At 62.3% G+C, this 18,208-nt stretch carries 15 protein-coding genes; all 15 read left to right on the top strand.

Annotated elements, in window-relative coordinates; all coding sequences use genetic code 11:
- Positions 1-232: 232 nt before the first annotated feature.
- The 15 genes from ACYVM5_RS11545 (at position 233) to ACYVM5_RS11615 (ending at position 18,177) form a co-directional block, all read left to right on the top strand.
- Positions 233-928, top strand: coding sequence for an OmpH/Skp family outer membrane protein (locus ACYVM5_RS11545; protein ID WP_460618259.1), 696 nt, complete (start codon positions 233-235; stop codon positions 926-928).
- Between the two features lie 312 nt (positions 929-1,240).
- Positions 1,241-3,610, top strand: coding sequence for a TonB-dependent receptor (locus tag ACYVM5_RS11550; RefSeq protein ID WP_460618260.1), 2,370 nt, complete (start codon positions 1,241-1,243; stop codon positions 3,608-3,610).
- A 12-nt stretch (positions 3,611-3,622) separates the two neighbouring features.
- Positions 3,623-4,603 (top strand): DUF4249 domain-containing protein, encoded by a 981-nt coding sequence (locus ACYVM5_RS11555; protein WP_460618261.1) that lies wholly within the window; start codon positions 3,623-3,625, stop codon positions 4,601-4,603.
- Positions 4,604-4,693: 90 nt separating this feature from the next.
- Complete coding sequence (locus tag ACYVM5_RS11560; protein ID WP_460618262.1) at positions 4,694-4,984, top strand: hypothetical protein; 291 nt, start codon at positions 4,694-4,696, stop codon at positions 4,982-4,984.
- 176 nt (positions 4,985-5,160) lie between these two features.
- Complete coding sequence (locus ACYVM5_RS11565; RefSeq protein ID WP_460618263.1) at positions 5,161-5,760, top strand: hypothetical protein; 600 nt, start codon at positions 5,161-5,163, stop codon at positions 5,758-5,760.
- A 22-nt stretch (positions 5,761-5,782) separates the two neighbouring features.
- Entirely contained in the window at positions 5,783-6,160 is a 378-nt protein-coding gene (locus ACYVM5_RS11570) for a cupin domain-containing protein (protein ID WP_460618264.1), read from the top strand.
- A gap of 84 nt (positions 6,161-6,244) precedes the next feature.
- Positions 6,245-7,597: a sigma-54-dependent transcriptional regulator gene (locus ACYVM5_RS11575; protein WP_460618265.1), complete on the top strand. Its 1,353-nt coding sequence runs from the start codon at positions 6,245-6,247 to the stop codon at positions 7,595-7,597.
- Between the two features lie 159 nt (positions 7,598-7,756).
- A complete protein-coding gene (locus tag ACYVM5_RS11580; protein ID WP_460618266.1) occupies positions 7,757-8,887 on the top strand; it encodes a redoxin domain-containing protein in 1,131 nt (376 codons plus the stop codon).
- 358 nt (positions 8,888-9,245) lie between these two features.
- On the top strand, positions 9,246-9,323 hold the full coding sequence (kdpF, locus tag ACYVM5_RS11585; protein ID WP_460610562.1) for a K(+)-transporting ATPase subunit F: 78 nt from the start codon (positions 9,246-9,248) through the stop codon (positions 9,321-9,323).
- A gap of 51 nt (positions 9,324-9,374) precedes the next feature.
- Positions 9,375-11,075 carry a potassium-transporting ATPase subunit KdpA gene (kdpA, locus tag ACYVM5_RS11590; RefSeq protein WP_460618267.1) on the top strand — a complete coding sequence of 567 codons (1,701 nt, stop codon included), beginning with the start codon at positions 9,375-9,377 and terminating at the stop codon, positions 11,073-11,075.
- 134 nt (positions 11,076-11,209) lie between these two features.
- Positions 11,210-13,255 (top strand): potassium-transporting ATPase subunit KdpB, encoded by a 2,046-nt coding sequence (gene kdpB, locus ACYVM5_RS11595; protein ID WP_460618268.1) that lies wholly within the window; start codon positions 11,210-11,212, stop codon positions 13,253-13,255.
- A 34-nt stretch (positions 13,256-13,289) separates the two neighbouring features.
- Positions 13,290-13,850: a potassium-transporting ATPase subunit C gene (kdpC, locus tag ACYVM5_RS11600; protein ID WP_460618269.1), complete on the top strand. Its 561-nt coding sequence runs from the start codon at positions 13,290-13,292 to the stop codon at positions 13,848-13,850.
- Positions 13,851-13,873: 23 nt separating this feature from the next.
- A complete protein-coding gene (locus tag ACYVM5_RS11605) occupies positions 13,874-15,001 on the top strand; it encodes a porin (protein ID WP_460618270.1) in 1,128 nt (375 codons plus the stop codon).
- Between the two features lie 147 nt (positions 15,002-15,148).
- Positions 15,149-16,315: a sensor protein KdpD gene (locus ACYVM5_RS11610; RefSeq protein WP_460618271.1), complete on the top strand. Its 1,167-nt coding sequence runs from the start codon at positions 15,149-15,151 to the stop codon at positions 16,313-16,315.
- 65 nt (positions 16,316-16,380) lie between these two features.
- Positions 16,381-18,177 (top strand): HAMP domain-containing sensor histidine kinase, encoded by a 1,797-nt coding sequence (locus tag ACYVM5_RS11615; protein ID WP_460618272.1) that lies wholly within the window; start codon positions 16,381-16,383, stop codon positions 18,175-18,177.
- Positions 18,178-18,208: the final 31 nt, after the last annotated feature.

An 18,208-nucleotide genomic window follows, 5' to 3' on the forward strand; every position in this document is an offset into this window, starting at 1 on the left:
AGGCGCAGACGAAGCAATCCGTCCTGTCGAAACCAGATACTTTACTTATACCAGAAAGCCTCGATACACAGCAGTGTCGGGGCTTTTTATACTAAAAAAAGCTTGTCACACTTCAGGGCTTCTCACATTGTACGGGACGGATTGCCGCGTTGCGCTGCGCTCCACTCGCAATGACAGGCTTCCCATCCCGCTCGCATCTCTACTTTTGTCCTTTCCTCATCACTCGTTTTCAATGAAAAACCCTCTTCAGCTTACCATTAACATCGTGCTGGCGCTGGCCGTGGCCGGCTTGTATTTCCTGCATTTCAACCACAAGCCCGTAGCGCCCGCCATTGCTACCGACAGCAGCACAGCCGTAATGGCTACCCCCGAGCCTGCCGCCGACACTACTGCCGCTGCCGCTACTTCCGAAACTACCACCGAGCCCGCTGTGGCCACTGCCCCCGTGCAGGACATGACCGGCGATTTTTCGGGCAAGCTGGCCTACGTAGAGTCGGGCAAAATGCTGGACGGCTACCAGGGCATGAAGGACGCCCGCAAGGCATTTGAAGGCAAGGCCCGGGGCTGGGAAAAGCAGAACCAGACCATGCTGGCCGGCTTTAAGGCCAACGTAGAAGCCTACCAGAAGCAGGCCGCCAGCCTCACCGCCGAGCAGCGCGCCGCCACCGAGCAGAAGCTCCAGGAGCAGCAGCAGCAGATAGCCCAGCAGCAGCAGATGCTGCAGGGGCAGGCCCAGCAGGAGGAAGCCAAACTTACCCAAACCGTGCTCGAAAGCGTGAACAAGAAGTTGGAAGCCTACGGCAAAACCCATGGCTACAAGCTGATTCTCATCGCCGCACCCAGCGGCACCATCGCCTACGGCGAGAAAAACCTCGACATCACCACGCCCGTGCTGGCTTACCTGAACGCGGGGTATCGGAAGAAGTAAGCGGTTGGCCCACTGGGGTCAAGGCTAAGCTGACCGTCATGCCGAGCGTAGCCGAGGCATCTCGCGTGTGGTAGTAAATCTTTCCTTGCGATTGAATTACTTCGGCACGCGAGATGCCTCGGCTACGCTCGGCATGACGGCCTTTTTTTTGTACAATCCCCCGGAAAAAATCCCAACTACCCCAAGCAACCCTAACCCCCCAAATTTGCTCTTCACCCAACCCTCACCTTTGCCAATAAAAATGCCCGGCTGCCGTTTGGGCCGCACCGCGGCCGGCTATGGTCGGGTCCTTTCCACCTTTTTACTGCACCTATGAATCCACTTTTCCGCCTGGCTGCCGTGGGTAGCGTGGCGTTGTTGGGGGCCGCTAACGCCCATGCGCAACAAAATAACCGGTTCACCATCAGCGGCTACGTGCGCGATGGGGCGACTGGCGAAAGCCTGCCCGGCGTGGCTGTGGTGCACCCGGCCAGCGGCCAGGGTACCACCACTAACACCTTTGGCTTCTACTCCCTCACGCTGGCCGCCAGCTCCGATTCGGTGCGGCTGCTGGTGTCGGCGCTGGGCTATGAGAAGCTGCGGCTGGCCCGCAAAGCAGACCACAGCTTCACCCATGATTTCCGCCTGAAAACCTCCTCGGCCGAGCTGGCAGGGGTGGAAGTGGTGGGCAGCAAGGAGGAAAAAATTGCCGAAAGCACGCGCATGGGCACCATCAACATCCCGGTGAACCAAATAAAGCTACTGCCCGCGCTGTTTGGCGAAACCGACGTGCTGAAGGTGCTCCAACTACTGCCCGGCGTGCAGGCCGGCGGCGAGGGCAGCAGCGGCCTGTACGTGCGCGGCGGCTCGCCCGACCAGAACCTGCTGCTGCTCGACGGCACGCCCATCTACAACGCCTCGCACCTGTTCGGCTTCTTCTCCATTTTCAACGCCGACGCCATTAAGAACGTGGAGATGATAAAGGGCGGATTTCCGGCGCGGTACGGCGGGCGGCTGTCGTCGGTGGTGGATATCACGATGAAGGAGGGCAACATGGAGAAGCTGCACGGCGAGGGCGCCATCGGCCTCATTGCCTCGCGCTTCACGCTGGAAGGGCCCATTAAGAAGGACACGGCCTCGTTTATTTTCTCGGCCCGCCGCACTTACATCGATATTCTAGCCCGGCCACTCATCAAGGCCCAGGCCAATGGGACTACGGCCGGCTACTATTTCTACGACCTCAACGGCAAGCTGAACTGGAAGCTGAGCCCCCGCGACCGCCTCTACCTGAGCGGCTACCTGGGCTACGACGAGTTTTATGCCAACGACGAGAGCAAGCGCGACAACGGCGACTACAACCGCCAGAACAGCGCCCTGGGCTGGGGCAACCGCATTGCGGCCCTGCGCTGGAACCACATCGTGAACGACCGGCTGTTCATGAACACCCACCTCACCTACACGCGCTACCAGTTCGACGTGGGCACGACGCAGGAAGACCGGTTTACGGACAGCAACGGGCAGGCCCAAAGCAACAAATACGCACTGAGCTACCTGTCCAATATTCAGGATATCAGCGTAAAGTCGGATTTCGACTACGTGCCCAATCCCAACCACTACGTGCGCTTTGGGGGGCAGTACATCCGGCACCAGTTCCGGCCCGGCGCCCTGCAAACCGAGGGCAGCACCGACCCCGCCGAGAACAAAGCCACCGGCCGCAAAATCGGGGCCAACGAGGCCAGCCTTTACGCCGAAGACGACGTGAAACTGACCGACCGCCTGAAGGTGAACGTGGGCCTGCGAGTGAACAGCTTCCTGGTGGATAAGAAGTTGTACCCCAGTGTGGAACCGCGCTTGGCGGCCCGCTTCCTGCTGACAGAGGACTGGGCCCTGAAAGCCGCCTACGCCCGTACCACGCAGTACGTGCACCTGCTTACCAACAGCGGCATCGGCCTGCCCACTGACCTGTGGGTGCCCGCCACGGCCAACATTCTGCCCCAGAAAGCGCAGCAGTTCAGCGTGGGCGCGGCCCGCAGCCTGCGCTTTCACGACGAGGACTTTGAGTTCAGCGTGGAAACCTACTACAAGCCCATGCAGAACCTGATTGAGTTTCGGGAGGGGGCTGATTTCATTGGGACCACGGACGATAATTACGAGAGTAAAATCACCAGCGGCCAGGGCTGGGCCTACGGGGCCGAGCTGTTTCTGCAAAAGAAATCCGGCAAAACCACCGGCTGGATTGGCTACACGCTCGCCTGGAGCAACCGCCGCTTCCCGGAACTGAACCAAGGGCAGCTGTACCCCTACAAGTATGACCGGCGGCACGATTTCAAGCTGGTTGTCATTCATGAATTCAGCCCCACACTCACGCTTTCGGGCACGTTCGTGTACGGCAGCGGCAATGCCGTGACGCTCTCGCAGGGCCGCTACTCGCTGGGGCCGAACTTCGAGCCGCCCTTCGAGGACTTCGGCACCCGCAACAGCTACCGCATGGCCGCCTACCACCGCCTCGACCTCGACCTGAGCCACACCAAAAAGAAGCGCTGGGGCGAAGTGGTAAACAGTTTCAGCGTGTACAACGCCTACAATCGGCACAATCCCTATTTCATCTACCTGGGCCGTGCGCCGGGCGCCACCCAGATGAGCTACCGCCAGGTTTCGCTGTTTCCCATTCTGCCGTCGTTCAGCAAAACGTTCCGGTTTTAACGCCTTCTTCCGATGAAAAAGAACCTTCTCCGGACCCTGCTTCTCGCCACTGCCGTGCTGGCCGGCTGCGAAAGCGCCACCGACCTGCCCGAGCCGCCGCACACGCCCCGCGTGGCCCTGATGTATACCCTCACCACTGCGCCGCTGGATTCGTCCTTTGCCGAGCTGTTTCAGCTGCGCAAGCTCTACATCAGCAACAGCCAGCGCGTGTTCGACACCAGCAACCTGACGGGCCGCACCGATGCCACCGTGGAGTTGCGCGACGCCGCCGGCAGCGTGGTGGAGCGCTACCGCTCTACCCCCGGCGGCACCAATTATGGCAATTACCCGGGCTACTACCTGCCCGTGCTGGGTTTTCGGCCGCAGCCCGGCCAGCAGTACACGCTGCGCGCCAGCCTGCCCGGCCTCGAAACTGCCGAAAGCACCCTCACCATGCCCACCGCGCCCGTGATTGAAAGCGGCAGCTACGAACCCCGCAGCGTGCCCGGCCCCAATGGCTCGGGCCAGTACACGGGTCGCCTGAACGTGGCGCTGCGCGACGACCCCAACGCCACCAACTACTACCTGGCCTTCGCCCGCCTGCTCGACCGGCAGGGCCAGCCCAGCAACGGGAACAGCAGCTTGCAGGTGGACTACAACAGCCAGAGCAGTGCCGTGAGCATCGGCCAGTTCCAGCTGTCGAGCCCCCGGCAGGGGTACAGCATCTACCCGTTTGCCGATACCAACGTGAACGGGCAGCGCATTGCGCTGGCTTCGGATGTGCAGTTTTATAACTACTGCTACCAGCCCGGCTGCTCGCAGCCGGGCTTCATCGAAGTCACAGTGAGCAGCATCACCAAGGAGGCTTACGACTTCTACCTCTCGCGCCGCCGCTACTACGATTCCGACGGCAACCCCTTTGCCGAGCCCGCCCCGCTGGCCTCCAACGTGCGCGCCGGCTACGGCTTATTCGGCGGCGCGGCCGATGCCACCTACCGCATTCAACTTCCTTAACCGAACCATTAAACCTTACGGCGGCGTTTGCGTCTAAAATCCATAAATTGTCCTTCCATCATTAATCAGCGCGCTTCGGCGCGAATTCTTATGCGGACTAAATCAGTGTTTTTTGCCCTGGGCCTGTTCCTGCTGCTGCTGGGCAGCCAGACGGCCAGCGCCCAGGTTCGAGTCAACGTCGGCATCGGTTATCCGCCGCCGCGCGCCTATTACGGCCCTCGCTACTATTATCCGCCCCGGCCGGCAGTGGTGTATGCCCCGCCGCCCCCCGTGGTTATCGCTCCCGCGCCGTACTACTACGCGCCGCGACCCGTGTACTACGCTCCCCGGCCGTATGGCTACCGGGGCCGCGGCTGGGGCCGTGGTGGCCGCCGCTGGTAAGCAAGGGTTCGACTAAAAATTCAAATGATAAAAAAGCCCGACTGCGGAAACGCGGCCGGGCTTTTTGCTGCGCTCTTGGGGAAAGAGCGGTTTCTCACTAATTGCGCCTGTTGTAGGAGCACAGGTTCAGCAATTTTGCTTAATCTTACGGCCCCAACTGCTGTCATTCCATTTTCATGAAATCCTCGATTCTGACCCTGAGCGCGGCCCTGCTGCTGGCCGGCTGCAACCAGACGGCCCCCGTCAACTCCACGCCCACCGCCACTGCCGATACCGCGCCCGTCACCCCCATTTCGGTCGACTCGGCCAACGCGGCCACCAGCACGGCGCCCGATGCAGCGGCTACGGCCCCTGCGCCGGCTGTCGCGCCCGTGCTCAAGGATGCCGAAACCATGAAGGTGTCGTTCAGCTTCAAGCCCACCGACAACCCCGACAACCCCAAGCACCCGCGCGTGCTGGCCCACCTGCTGGTGCAGGGTAGCCAGCCGCTCGACATCGACCTGGGCAAATTCCCCAACCAGCCCGACATGGTGACCGGCGACAAAGCCAAGGCTGCCAACTTCCCCGACGGTATGCTCATGGGTTTCCGCAGCTACGATGCTGCTTCCGGCATCAGCCAGGACCTGGCCGTGCTGCACCCCGATGCCCGCCACCTGCGCGTGGTGCAGCGCCGCGTGGACGAAACCAACCCCGAAGCCGCCAAATTCGAAACCTCGCGCGAAGTGCCGCTGCCCGCCAACACGTTGGTAGTCGCCGCGCCGACGCCGAAAAAATAGCTGGAAATGCGTAGGTTAGGGCATGGAAAATAACCCGCTCCTCGGCCCGATGAAGGGCGCCACGCACCGCGAAGTCGGCGGCGTACTCGTTGATGTAGTGCCCACCGGCAACGCCCGCGTCAAGCGCATTGTGTACCCGGTGGGCTTTCGCTGGTCGAAAAACCTGAAGGACATCGTAGGCACGTCCTTGTGCATGCACGCGCACGTGGGGTTTTTGGCCAGCGGCCAGATAAATATTCAGTACGCCGACGGCGCAATGGAAAAATTTGTGGCCCCGCAGGCCGTGGCCATCGCGCCCGGCCACGACGGCTGGGTGGTGGGCAACGAGCCCGCCATTCTGATTGAGTTTGACTTCGAAGGCGAAACCGTGGAGCGCATGGGCCTGGCCAGCCGGCACTAGCCGCCCGGCCAAACCGGGAGGGTGCAAAGTCCGGCCGGCGTAGCTTTGGCGGGCTTTTGCGCCCACGCTTTTATGCCCCCGCCCATGCCCACCGGCACCATTCTACTCATCGACGACGAAGCCATGCTGCGCCAGGCCGTGGCTCGCACCCTGGAGCTGGAGGGCTACACCGTGCGCCAGGCCCCCGATGCCATGCGCGGCCTCGAAGCCCTGCGCGAGCACGCCGACGAAATCCTGGTGGTGCTGAGCGACGTGAAGCTGCCCGACGGCCGCGGCCTCGACCTGCTGCCCCGCTACAAAGCCCTCGCCCCGCTGGCCGAAGTAGTGCTGATGACGGCCTACGGCACGATTCCGGACGGTGTGCGCGCCATGAAGGAAGGCGCCTTCGACTACCTCACCAAAGGCGATTCCGACGACCAGCTCATCGTGGTAGTAGACCGCGCCGCCGAAAAAGCGCGCCTGCAACGCCGCGTGGCCGATTTGGAGAAAAAAGTGGGCGTCCAGTACAGTTTCGACTCCATGATTGGCCACGCTCCCGCTTTGGAACAGGCCAAAAAGCTGGCCCAGCGCGCCGCTCCCACCGACAGCACCGTGCTGCTGGAAGGCCCCACCGGCGCGGGCAAGGAGCTATTTGCCCAAGCCATTCACCAAGCCAGCGCGCGTCGCAGCAAGCCGTTTGTGGCCGTGAACTGCTCGGCTTTCCCGAAGGATTTGCTGGAGTCGGAGCTGTTCGGTTATAAAAAAGGGGCTTTTACGGGGGCGTTGGCCGATAAAAAGGGTTTACTGGAAGAAGCCAGCGGCGGCACCATTTTCCTGGATGAGATAGGGGAGCTGGAGCTGAACGTGCAGGCCAAATTCCTGCGGGTGCTGGAGACGCGGCAGTTTACTAAGCTGGGCGACACCCGGCCCACCAGCATCGATGTCCGCATTGTGGCCGCCACCAACCGCAACCTGCGCCAGGAAGCCGAGGCCGGCCATTTCCGCCCCGACTTGTACTACCGCCTGGCCGTGTTCACGGTGCCCGTGCCCGGCCTGAACGAGCGGCGCGACGACGTGCCCGAGCTGGCCAACTATTTTCTGCAATTCTTCGCCGCCAAGCTGCGCCGCCGCCTGCGCGCCCTCGGCCCCGAGGTGCTGGCCCAACTGCGCGCCCACGACTGGCGCGGCAACGTGCGCGAACTCAAGAACGTGCTGGAGCGCGCCGCCATCCTGGCCGATGGCGACACCCTGACCGTGGACGACCTGCCGCCCGAATTTCACCACATCCTGTCCGCCCCCGGCCTCGACGAGGCCGCCGACCGTACCCTGCGCACCTTGGAAAAACGCCAGATTCGGCAGGTGCTGCTCGACACCGGCGGCAATAAGATGGAAGCGGCCCGCCAGCTCGGCATCAGCACTAAAACGCTGTATCGTAAAATTCAGGAGTACGGGCTGTGAGTGGGCTAGCCAGCGGCAGATTTCGGGTCGCACGGATTTAATGCATGGTTGGCATACGTATCGAAGCTCATTGAGCGTTAGGAAATAAGTGTGATTAAGTTGGCTATATTCGGCCGGCTTCCCGCCTGAGATTCCTTCCACTTTTACCCTGTCAGTTTTATGAGAAAGCACCTACTTGCTGCGCTATTGGCCCTGCCGTGCCTGGCCGTCGCCCAAACGCCGTTTGCCTACACCATCAAAGGAAAGCTCGGCAACCTGAATGCGCCGGCCAAAATCTATTTGGTGCGCGGCCTGCAGATTGCCGACTCGGCAACCTTGAAAAATGGTGCTTTTGAGTTAAAGGGCACAGTCGACGCCCCCAGTACCGCCGCCCTGGTGTTTCGCCGCAAAGGCCGGCTGACCACCTTGTTTGGGCCGATGGGCGACCGTGCCCGCATCTTTCTGGAACCCACCACGCTGGCCATTACCAGCCCGGATTCGCTGGCCCATGCCACCTTCAAAGGCGGCCCGGCCATGGCCGACTACCTGCGGCTGACGGCGGCCGTGCAGCCGGTGATGGACAGAATGCGTGCGGCCGGGGCTGAAGCTCAAAAAGCCACCGAGGCGGAGCGAAAAGACCCCGCGTTTGGTGCGCGCATGCAGGCCAAGTTCGAGGGCTTCAACAAGGAAATGGCGCAGGGCTACTACGCTTTCATCAAGGCCAACCCCAACTCCTGGGCCAGCTTGGACGCTCTATCAGGTATGCGGTCGATGGAACTGCCCCAGTACGCCACTGTGGCCCCACTCTACGAAGCATTCAGTCCGGCCCTGAAAAACAGCCCCCAAGGGCTCGAATACGGTGAAATGGTGAAGGGCTTGAAAGAAACAGCCGTTGGCCAGCTGGCTCCAACCTTCAGCCAGAAAACGCCCGATGGCAAAACCGTGAGCTTGGCCGACTACCGGGGCAAGTATGTGCTGGTTGATTTCTGGGCTAGCTGGTGCGGCCCCTGCCGGGCCGAAAATCCGGCCGTGACAAAGGTGTACAACGAGTATAAAAACCGCAACTTCGATATTCTGGGCGTGTCGCTTGATAAAGAAGATGGCCGCGAGAAGTGGCTGAAAGCCATTCAGGATGACCAGTTGGCCTGGACGCAGGTTTCGGACCTGCAAGGTTGGCAAAACGCCGCGGCCCAACGCTACCACGTGCGCGCCATCCCGCAGAACTTCCTGGTCGACCCCAACGGTAAAATCGTAGCCGCCAACCTGCGCGGCGAAGAATTGAAAACAGCTCTGGCGAAGTACATCAAGTAAGCTGTTGTGGGCGGACCCTCACGCTGCCCCAGCTTTTAAAACCGGGTTATTCTGACCGCCGCACCGGGTCAGAATGACCCGGTTTTTTGCGTTTGAACTACTTGGATTTGGGATTGAAAGTAAAAGTTTTTGCTGATTATCAATTGGTTGTGAGAAAACAATCCATTGTTCGCTAAGTGTGGATTCCGATTGGCAAGAGGGCTTGGGCAACCTTGTCAAAATCCCCGCTGATGAATCCATTCCTGCTGATTGTCCTACTCTCCGCCTTAGGCCTGGCTGCCTTCTGGCTCTTCTATCGCTCGGTCGATTTCTTCGACCGCATCTGATTTCTCACCCTCGCCTAGCCGCTATCGCCATGATGCTTGCCCTGCTTTTGCTTTCCCTGGCCACGTTTGGCTACCTCTGCTACGTGCTGCTGAAACCGGAGAAATTTTGATTTGAACTCCCCGGAACAGTCATGCTGAGCTCCCCAATTCCCCTTACCACAATGAACAAAGAACTTCTCGGCCTCCTCGTCATCTTCGGCAGCACCATGCTGCTGGCGCTGCCGCTGGGCCGCTACCTGGCCACCATTTACCGGGGCGACAAGAGCTGGACCGATTTCCTGGCCCCGCTGGAGCGGCTTCTCTTCCGGGCCGGCGGCATCGACGCCAACCGGGGCATGACCTGGCAGCAGCACCTGGGGGCGCTGCTCACCATCAACCTGGCCTGGTTTATCTGGGCGATGGCGGTGTTCTGCTTCCAGGGCAGTCTGCCGCTCAACCCCGACCACAACCCGAGCATGACGCCCGACCAGGCCTTCAACACGGCCATTTCCTTCCTAGTGAACTGCAACCTGCAGCACTACTCGGGCGAGTCGGGCGCGACGTACTTCTCGCAGCTATTCGCCATCACCTTTTTGCAATTCGTGACGGCCGCCACCGGCATGGCCGCCTGCGTGGTGGTGTTCAACGCCTTGCAGGAGGGCACGACTGAGAAGCTCGGCAACTTCTACAATTACTTCGTGAAGAGCATCACTCGGGTGCTGCTGCCCATTGCCACGGCGGTGGCGCTGGTGCTCGTATTCCAGGGCACGCCCATGAACTGGGGTGGCAAGGCCAGCATCGTAACGGTGCAGGGCGACTCGGTGAGCGTGAGCCGCGGGCCGGCCGCCGCCATGATTGCCATCAAGGAGCTGGGCACCAACGGAGGCGGCTTCTTCGGGGCCAACTCGGCCCACCCGCTCGAAAACCCCACTTACCTCACCAACGCGGTGGAAAACTTCGCGCTGGTGCTCATTCCGCTGGCCATGGTGTTTGCCTTCGGCTACTACCTGAAGCGACCCCGGCTGTCGTACATGGTGATGGGCGTGATGACGGTGGGCTTCCTGATGCTGCTGGCGCCCACGGTGTACTACGAGATGCACGGCAACCCCGCCATCACGCAGATGGGCGCCGACCAGCGCCTGGGCGCGATGGAGGGCAAGGAAGTGCGCTTCGGCGCGGCGGCCTCGGCCTACTGGGGCATCACCAACACGGTGATTTCCTGCGGCTCGGTGAACTCCATGCACGACTCGCACATGCCCGTCTCGGGTATGGCCGAGCTGCTGGGCATGATGACCAATGCCTTCTACGGCGGCGTGGGGGTGGGCTTCCTCAACTTCTTCGTGTTCGTCATCATCGCCGTGTTCATCTCGGGGCTGATGGTGGGGCGCACCCCGGAGCTGCTGGGTAAGAAGATTGAGGCCCGCGAGATGAAAATTGCCATCATCGTGGCCCTATTGCACCCGCTGCTCATCCTCACGGGCACGGCCATGTCGGCCCATCTCTACGCCGGCAACCCTACTGAATACGCCGGCTGGCTGGCCAACCCTGGCTACCACGGCTTCTCCGAAATGCTCTACGAATTCACGTCCTCGGCCGCCAACAACGGCTCCGGCTTCGAGGGCCTGGGCGACAACACGCCGTGGTGGAACATCAGCACCGGCGTGGTGATGATACTGGCGCGCTACCTGCCCATCATCGGCCCGGTGGCCATTGCTGGCCTGCTGGCCCGTAAGAAATTCATCCCCGAAAGCGCCGGTACCCTGCGCGTCGACACCGCCACCTTCGGTGTGATGGTCTTCTTCGTGATTTGGATTATCGCGGCGCTGGCCTTCTTCCCGGCCCTGGCGCTGGGGCCGCTGGCCGAGCATTTCACGCTGTACTAGCGGCCGGCGGGCAGTAGCGCGGACTTTGTAGTCCGCGTCCCCGGCGGAAACCCGAACAAACTCAACGGCGCGGGGACGCGGACTACAAAGTCCGCGCTACTGCCCGCTGGTCTTCCCATTTGCTACTTCTAATAATGGCAACTCAATCCCAATCCCTCTTTCAACCCGCGCTGGTTCGCGAAGCCGTCGGCCAGGCCTTCGTCAAGCTCAACCCGCGCACCATGTTCCGCAACCCGGTGATGTTCACCGTGGAAATCGGCACGGTGGTGATGCTCTTCGTCACCCTCGGGCTGTTGTTCAAGCCCGATGCGGCGCAGGGCAGCTTCGGCTACAACTGCACGGTGTTCGTGGTGCTGTTCCTGACCTTGCTTTTCGCCAACTTCGCCGAGGCCATTGCCGAAGCGAGGGGCAAAGCCCAGGCCGATTCGCTCCGCAAAACCCGGCAGGACACGCCCGCCAACGTGCGCCTTGAAAACGGTCAGATGCAGGCCGTTTCATCGGCTCAGCTGCAAAAGGGGCAAGTTTTCGTGGTCGAGGCCGGGGAGATTATTCCCACCGACGGCGAGATTATCGAGGGCCTGGCGACCATCGACGAGTCGGCCATTACCGGCGAGTCGGCTCCGGTGATTCGGGAAGCCGGCGGCGACAAATCGTCGGTGACGGGCGGCACGAAGGTGCTTTCCGACCGCATCGTGGTGCAGGTGACCACCGCCCCCGGCGAGTCGTTTCTCGACAAGATGATTGCGCTGGTGGAGGGCGCCTCGCGGCAGAAAACGCCGAATGAAATTGCCCTCACCATCCTGCTGGCGGGCTTCACGCTGGTGTTCGTGATTGTGTGCGTCACCCTGCAGCCCTTCGCCGAATACTCGAAAACGCCCATTGCCGTGGCCTCGTTTATCGCGCTGTTCGTGTGTTTGATTCCGACCACGATTGGCGGGCTGCTCTCGGCCATCGGCATCGCGGGCATGGACCGGGCTTTGCGGGCCAACGTCATCACCAAAAGCGGCAAAGCCGTGGAAACGGCCGGCGACATCGATGTACTGCTGCTCGACAAAACCGGTACCATCACCATCGGCAATCGCAAGGCCACGCACTTCTGGCCCGCGCCGGGCGTGGCGATGCAGGAGTTCATCGAGCAAGCCACCGTGAGTTCCCTTACCGACGAAACGCCGGAGGGCAAGAGCATTGTGGAGCTGGCCCGCGACAACAAGGTGGACCCCGCGCAATTGAAAAGTCGCTTAGATGGGGCCGAGCTCATCAAGTTCACGGCCGAAACCCGCAGTAGCGGCGTCACGCTGGCCGGCGGCACCCGCATTCGCAAGGGCGCGGCCGATGCCATCCGCAAGCTGGCCGAAGCCGCCGGCCACGCCTACCACGACGACGTGGCCGAGCGCGTGAAAACGGTGGCCAGCAACGGCGGCACCCCGCTGGTGCTGAGCGAAAACGACCGGGTGCTGGGCGTGGTCGAGTTGCAGGACATCATCAAGCCCGGTATCCAGGAGCGGTTTGCGCGGCTGCGCGCCATGGGCATCAAGACGGTGATGGTGACCGGCGACAACCCGCTCACGGCAAAGTTCATCGCGGAGAAAGCCGGCGTCGACGACTTCATCGCCGAAGCCAAGCCGGAGGACAAAATGCAGTACATCCGCGCCGAGCAGCAGCAGGGCAAGCTGGTGGCCATGATGGGCGACGGCACCAACGACGCCCCCGCCCTGGCCCAGGCCGACGTGGGAGTAGCCATGAACTCGGGCACCCAGGCCGCCAAGGAGGCCGGCAACATGGTCGACCTCGATAACGACCCCACCAAGCTCATCGAGGTGGTGGAAATCGGCAAGCAATTGCTGATGACGCGGGGCACACTCACCACGTTCTCCATCGCCAACGACGTGGCCAAGTACTTCGCCATCGTGCCGGCGCTGTTCATGGTGGCCATTCCGGCCCTGAGCGCGCTGAATGTGATGGGGCTGAAGTCGCCGCAGTCGGCCATTCTCTCGGCCGTCATTTTCAACGCCATCATCATCCCGGCCCTGGTGCCGCTGGCGCTGAAAGGCGTGACGTACAAGCCCGTCGGCGCATCAGCCCTGCTCCGCCGCAACCTGCTGATTTATGGCCTCGGTGGGGTGGTGGTGCCCTTTATTGGAATAAAAATTATTGACTTACTGGTGGGTGCTTTTTTGTAATCGAAAGTAGAACTCCCCAATTAACTCCTCTGAAATGAAAACCCAACTCCTTCCCGCCCTGCGCCTCACCCTCGCCCTGGTGGTCGTGTGCTGCGTGCTTTATCCCGCCCTGGTGTGGGCCGTGGCCCAGGTTGCGCCCGGCCACGGCGAGGGCGAACAAATCACGAAAAACGGCCGCGTGGTGGGCTTCGCCAACGTAGGCCAGAAGTTCGACAAGCCCAGCTACTTCAGTTCCCGCCCCTCGGCTGCCGACTACCATGCCGACGCCAGCGCCGGCTCGAACAAAGGCCCGAGCAACCCCGAATACTTGGCTACCGTGAAGGCCCGGCTCGATACCTTCCTGCTCGAAAACCCAGGCGTGCAAGCCGCCGACGTGCCTGCTGAGCTGCTTACGGCCAGCGGCTCAGGCCTCGACCCGCACCTTTCGCCTGCCGGCGCGATGGTGCAGGTGGCCCGCGTGGCCCATGCGCGCCGGCTAAGCGAGGCCCGCGTGCGGGCGCTGGTGCAGGAGCAAATTGAGCCCGGTACCCTCGGCCCCGACCACGTGAACGTGCTCCAACTAAACCTGGCGCTGGATGCGCTGGCCGCCCAATAGCTTCTTTTGTCTAAAGCCACCCGATGAAATTTTCTGCTTTCCTGCTGCTGGCGGCCCTGCCGCTGGCCGCCACTGCCCAAACGGCCCCCACCAACGACCCGGCCCTGGCCGTGCCCCCGCCGGCCGCGCCCCTCGCCGCCGCGCCTAGTCCCATCACCACCTACGGCTTCGTAGATGCCTATTACGGCTACGATTTCGACCACGCCAATGGCAACAACCGCCAAGCCTTCCTCTACTCGCACGGCCGCCAGAACGAGTTTACCATCAACCAAGGCCTTATTGGCGTGCGCTACGATGACGGCAAGGTGCGCGGGGCCGTAGGCCTGCACGCCGGCACCTACGTGAGCGCCAACTACGCGGCCGAGGACCCCGTGCTGCGGCACGTGTACGAGGCTTACGCGGGCTTCCGGCCTTTTGCCAAAGCCTGGCTCGATATGGGGATTTTTGGTTCGCACATTGGGTTCGAGTCGGCCATTTCGAAGGATAACTGGACGCTGACGCGCTCCGTGATGGCGGAGAATTCGCCCTATTATGAATCCGGAGCGCGATTTACCTACGAAGTTGGCCCCAAGCTGACCCTGACTGGACTGGTGCTGAACGGCTGGCAGAACATCCGCGAAACCAACCAGGCCAAAGCCCTCGGCACCCAGATTCAGTGGAAACCCTCGGACAAAATTCTCATCAACAGCAGCACGTTCTACGGCAACGAGCAGCCCACCGACTCGCTCATTCGGCGGCGCTATTTCCACGATTTTTACATCACCTACGCGGCTTCGGAGCGCACCAATCTGGCCCTGGTGTTTGATGTGGGCAAGCAGCAAAGCGCCACGAAAGCCCGGTACGACACTTGGCACACGGCGGCGGCCTTCATCAAGTACAAGCTGGCGGATAAATGGTCGACCACGCTGCGCGGCGAGTACTACTACGCCGAGCGCGGCGTCATCATCCGCAGCATCATGCCTGCCGCGCTGGACAGTGATTTTCGCGTGACCGGCGGCTCGCTCAACCTAGATTACCTGCCCACCAGCAACGTGGCGTTCCGGGTCGAAGGCCGGTATCTGAACGGCATGAAGGGCGTGTTTGCGCGGAGCGATAATGCGGATAACCGCAGCTATGGCAACGTGACGACGAGCATCGCGCTGGCGTTTTAGGGGCTGATTGAACAGTAAAAGAACGTCATGCAGAGCGCAGCGAAGCATCTTGCTCGCCGCCACTAATCCTATCGATTGGTTTACTTACTGCGGGCAAGATGCTTCGCTGCGCTCTGCATGACGGGCAATGAAATATTCCACCACGCCATGACTCCCGCCACCGACTCCCGCGACCAATCTGCCGAACGGTTCCTGCGCCTGGTGCAGGCCCGGCGGCGCGGCACGCTCAAGGTGTACCTGGGCCTGGCCGCCGGCGTGGGCAAAACCTACCGCCTGCTCCAGGAAGCCCACGACCTGCACCAGCACGGCGTGGACGTGCTCATCGGCTACGTGGAAACCCACGGTCGCGCCGGCACCGTGGCCGAACTAAAAAACGTGCCCCTGCTGCCCCGCAAGCAGGTTTTTTACAAAGGCCACGCCGTGGAGGAAATGGATGTGGAAGCCATCATTCAGCGCCGGCCGCAGGTGGTGGTGGTGGATGAGCTGGCCCACAGCAACGTGCCCGGCTCGCGCCACGAAAAGCGCTGGCAGGACGTGGAATTTCTGGTGCAGCAGGGCATTTCGGTGATAACCGCCGTGAACGTGCAGCACCTCGAAAGCCTGCACGACCAGGTGCTGAAAATAACCGGCACCGACGTGACCGAGCGCATCCCCGACCAGCTCCTGAAAACCGCCGATGAGGTGGTGAACGTGGACCTGACCGTGGGCGAGCTGCGCGCCCGCCTGGAGGAAGGCAAAATCTACGACCCGGCCAAGGTGCCCACCGCGCTGGCCAATTTTTTTCAGGCCGAGAACCTGCTCCAGCTGCGGCGGCTGGCCGTGCGCGAAGTGGCCCAGCTACTGGGCCGGCAGGTGGAATCCGAGGCCGGCGGCGCGCCCGCCGTGGCCCCACAGCGCCGCAACGACGACCGCCTGCTGGCCTGCATCAACTCGAACGACAAAGCCGCCCGCGAAATCATCCGCAAGACCTCGCGGCTGGCCGACCGATTTTCGGCCGCCGCCTGGTACGTGCTCTACGTGCAAACCGGCCGCGAAACCGCCGACCGCATCGGACTGGCCACGCAGCGGCATCTGCTCAATAACCTGCAACTGGCCACCGAACTGGGCGCGCAGATTCTGCGGGTGAAGGACGACGACATTGTGGCGGCCATCCGGCGGGTGGCGCAGGAAAAAAACGCTACGCTACTGGTCTGCGGCATCACCAGTGAAAAGGGCTGGTGGGGCCAGCTGAGCCGGCGCGGCGTGACGTCGGATTTGCTGCGCGCCGTGGCCGGTAGTAGCAGTGATTTAGATGTGTACCTGGTGACGTATTGATTTCCTCCTGTCGTCCTGCGCTGCGCTCAGGATGACAGCCGTTTTCGCCGTTATTAATCAGTGAAATGAACCTCAAAACCAAAATCAACCTGGGTTTCCTGGCCATGCTGCTGCTGGTGCTCAGCATCGGGGGCTACGCGTACTATTCGCTGCGGCAGCTCGACCGTAGCTCACGCGATGTGCTCAAGGCCAACTTATACTCCGTGAACCTGGGCCTGCGGATGCTCAAAAGCCTCGACCAGCTGGCGCGCCAGCCGCTGGCCGATACGGCGGGCACGGCGGCCTTCACGGCCGCCCTGGCCGCGGAAGCCCGCAACGTGACCGAGCCCGGCGAGCAGCAAATCGTGGACAACCTGCAAAACCTGACGCAGCAGCTCCGGCTGCACCAGCAGCAGGCGCGGCACACGGCGGCCACCGGGCCGGCCAGTCCGCTGGGCATCACGGCCGAGCCCTACACCCTCGGCGGCTACACCTACCAGATGATGGCCCTGAACGCTGACGCGCTGGACCGCAAAACCGAAGCCGCTAACCAGCGCGCCGACCAGGCCAACCGCAACCTGCTCATCTTCATCACGCTGGCCGCACTGCTGGCCCTGGCCCTAGCCAGCAGCGTGCCCGAGGCCGCCGTGCAGCCCCTGCGCAAGCTCACGGCCGCCCTCAACCACGCCACCGAGCGGGATTTTTCGGCCAGCATCCCGCAGGAAAGCCACGACGAATTCGGGCAGGTGGCCCGCGCCTTCAACCGCATGCTGGACCAGCTGCGCGAGTACCGCACCTCCACCGCCGCCGAGCTGATAACCGAGCGCAACCGCGCCGCCAGCATCGTGAACACGCTGGACGAGGGCCTGCTGCTGCTCGATGAAACCCGCCACATTCTGCTGGCCAACCCCGTGCTGTGCGAGCTGCTGGGCATGCCCGTCGAGAAACTCGTGGGCCGCCCCGCCGCCACCGTGCGCCTCGAAAACGACCTGTTTCAGGCCATGCTCCGGCCGCTGGATGCGCCCAACCGCGAAGCCGCCCTGGCCGAAGCGCCGCTGCTGCACATTGCCCAGCGCGGCGAGGAAGCGTTTTACCGCCTGGCGGTGCAGGATTTGGTGTCCTTCAACGAAGCCACCGAAAAAACCGAATTCGTGGGCCACATCCTCACCCTGCGCAACGTGTCCGATTTCAAGAAGCTCGACCAGGTGAAATCGAACTTCCTCGCCACCGTATCGCACGAGCTGAAAACGCCGCTTTCCAGCATCAACCTCAACACCAAGCTGCTCCAGGATGAGCGCCTGCCCGCCGACGAGCGCCAGCGCGTGACCGGCTACATCCGGCAGGAAACCCAGCGCCTCCAGCGCATGGTGGCCGAGCTACTCGACGTGTCGCGCCTCGACGCGGGCGCGGGCATTCAGCTCGACGTGCGCCCCACCAGCCTGGCCGATGTCATCGGCTTTGCCACCGCCACCGTGCAGCCCCAGCTCGCCGACAAGCAATTGCGCCTGGAAATCCAGCAGCCCGCCAACCTGCCCGCCGCCCGCGCCGACGTGGAAAAAACCACCTGGGTGCTCATCAACCTGCTGGCCAATGCCATTCGCTACTCGCCGGTGGGGGCGCCCCTCACGGTGCGGGCCGCCCTGGCGGGTGCCTTCGTGCAGGTGAGCGTGCAGGACCACGGCCCCGGCATCGCGCCCGAGCACCACGAGAAAATTTTTCAACGCTTCGCCCAATTACCCGACAAAAGCGGCTACCGCGGCGGCTCGGGCCTGGGCCTGAGCATTGCCCGCGAGTTCATCACCACGCAGGGCGGCCGGCTGTGGGTAGAGAGCGAGCTGGGCAGCGGCAGCACGTTTTCGTTTACGCTGCCGGTGGCCATGTAGCGTGGACTCTGCGAGTCCGCGTATCGTACGA

The organism is Hymenobacter ruber (genome assembly GCF_054783255.1).

Bases quoted from the DNA above. Each gene is read 5' to 3' on its own strand.
- ACYVM5_RS11545 (WP_460618259.1), top strand. From the start codon at position 233: ATGAAAAACCCTCTTCAGCTTACCATTAACATCGTGCTGGCGCTGGCC.
- ACYVM5_RS11550 (WP_460618260.1), top strand. From the start codon at position 1,241: ATGAATCCACTTTTCCGCCTGGCTGCCGTGGGTAGCGTGGCGTTGTTG.
- ACYVM5_RS11555 (WP_460618261.1), top strand. From the start codon at position 3,623: ATGAAAAAGAACCTTCTCCGGACCCTGCTTCTCGCCACTGCCGTGCTG.
- ACYVM5_RS11560 (WP_460618262.1), top strand. From the start codon at position 4,694: ATGCGGACTAAATCAGTGTTTTTTGCCCTGGGCCTGTTCCTGCTGCTG.
- ACYVM5_RS11565 (WP_460618263.1), top strand. From the start codon at position 5,161: ATGAAATCCTCGATTCTGACCCTGAGCGCGGCCCTGCTGCTGGCCGGC.
- ACYVM5_RS11570 (WP_460618264.1), top strand. From the start codon at position 5,783: ATGGAAAATAACCCGCTCCTCGGCCCGATGAAGGGCGCCACGCACCGC.
- ACYVM5_RS11575 (WP_460618265.1), top strand. From the start codon at position 6,245: ATGCCCACCGGCACCATTCTACTCATCGACGACGAAGCCATGCTGCGC.
- ACYVM5_RS11580 (WP_460618266.1), top strand. From the start codon at position 7,757: ATGAGAAAGCACCTACTTGCTGCGCTATTGGCCCTGCCGTGCCTGGCC.
- kdpF (WP_460610562.1), top strand. From the start codon at position 9,246: ATGCTTGCCCTGCTTTTGCTTTCCCTGGCCACGTTTGGCTACCTCTGC.
- kdpA (WP_460618267.1), top strand. From the start codon at position 9,375: ATGAACAAAGAACTTCTCGGCCTCCTCGTCATCTTCGGCAGCACCATG.
- kdpB (WP_460618268.1), top strand. From the start codon at position 11,210: ATGGCAACTCAATCCCAATCCCTCTTTCAACCCGCGCTGGTTCGCGAA.
- kdpC (WP_460618269.1), top strand. From the start codon at position 13,290: ATGAAAACCCAACTCCTTCCCGCCCTGCGCCTCACCCTCGCCCTGGTG.
- ACYVM5_RS11605 (WP_460618270.1), top strand. From the start codon at position 13,874: ATGAAATTTTCTGCTTTCCTGCTGCTGGCGGCCCTGCCGCTGGCCGCC.
- ACYVM5_RS11610 (WP_460618271.1), top strand. From the start codon at position 15,149: ATGACTCCCGCCACCGACTCCCGCGACCAATCTGCCGAACGGTTCCTG.
- ACYVM5_RS11615 (WP_460618272.1), top strand. From the start codon at position 16,381: ATGAACCTCAAAACCAAAATCAACCTGGGTTTCCTGGCCATGCTGCTG.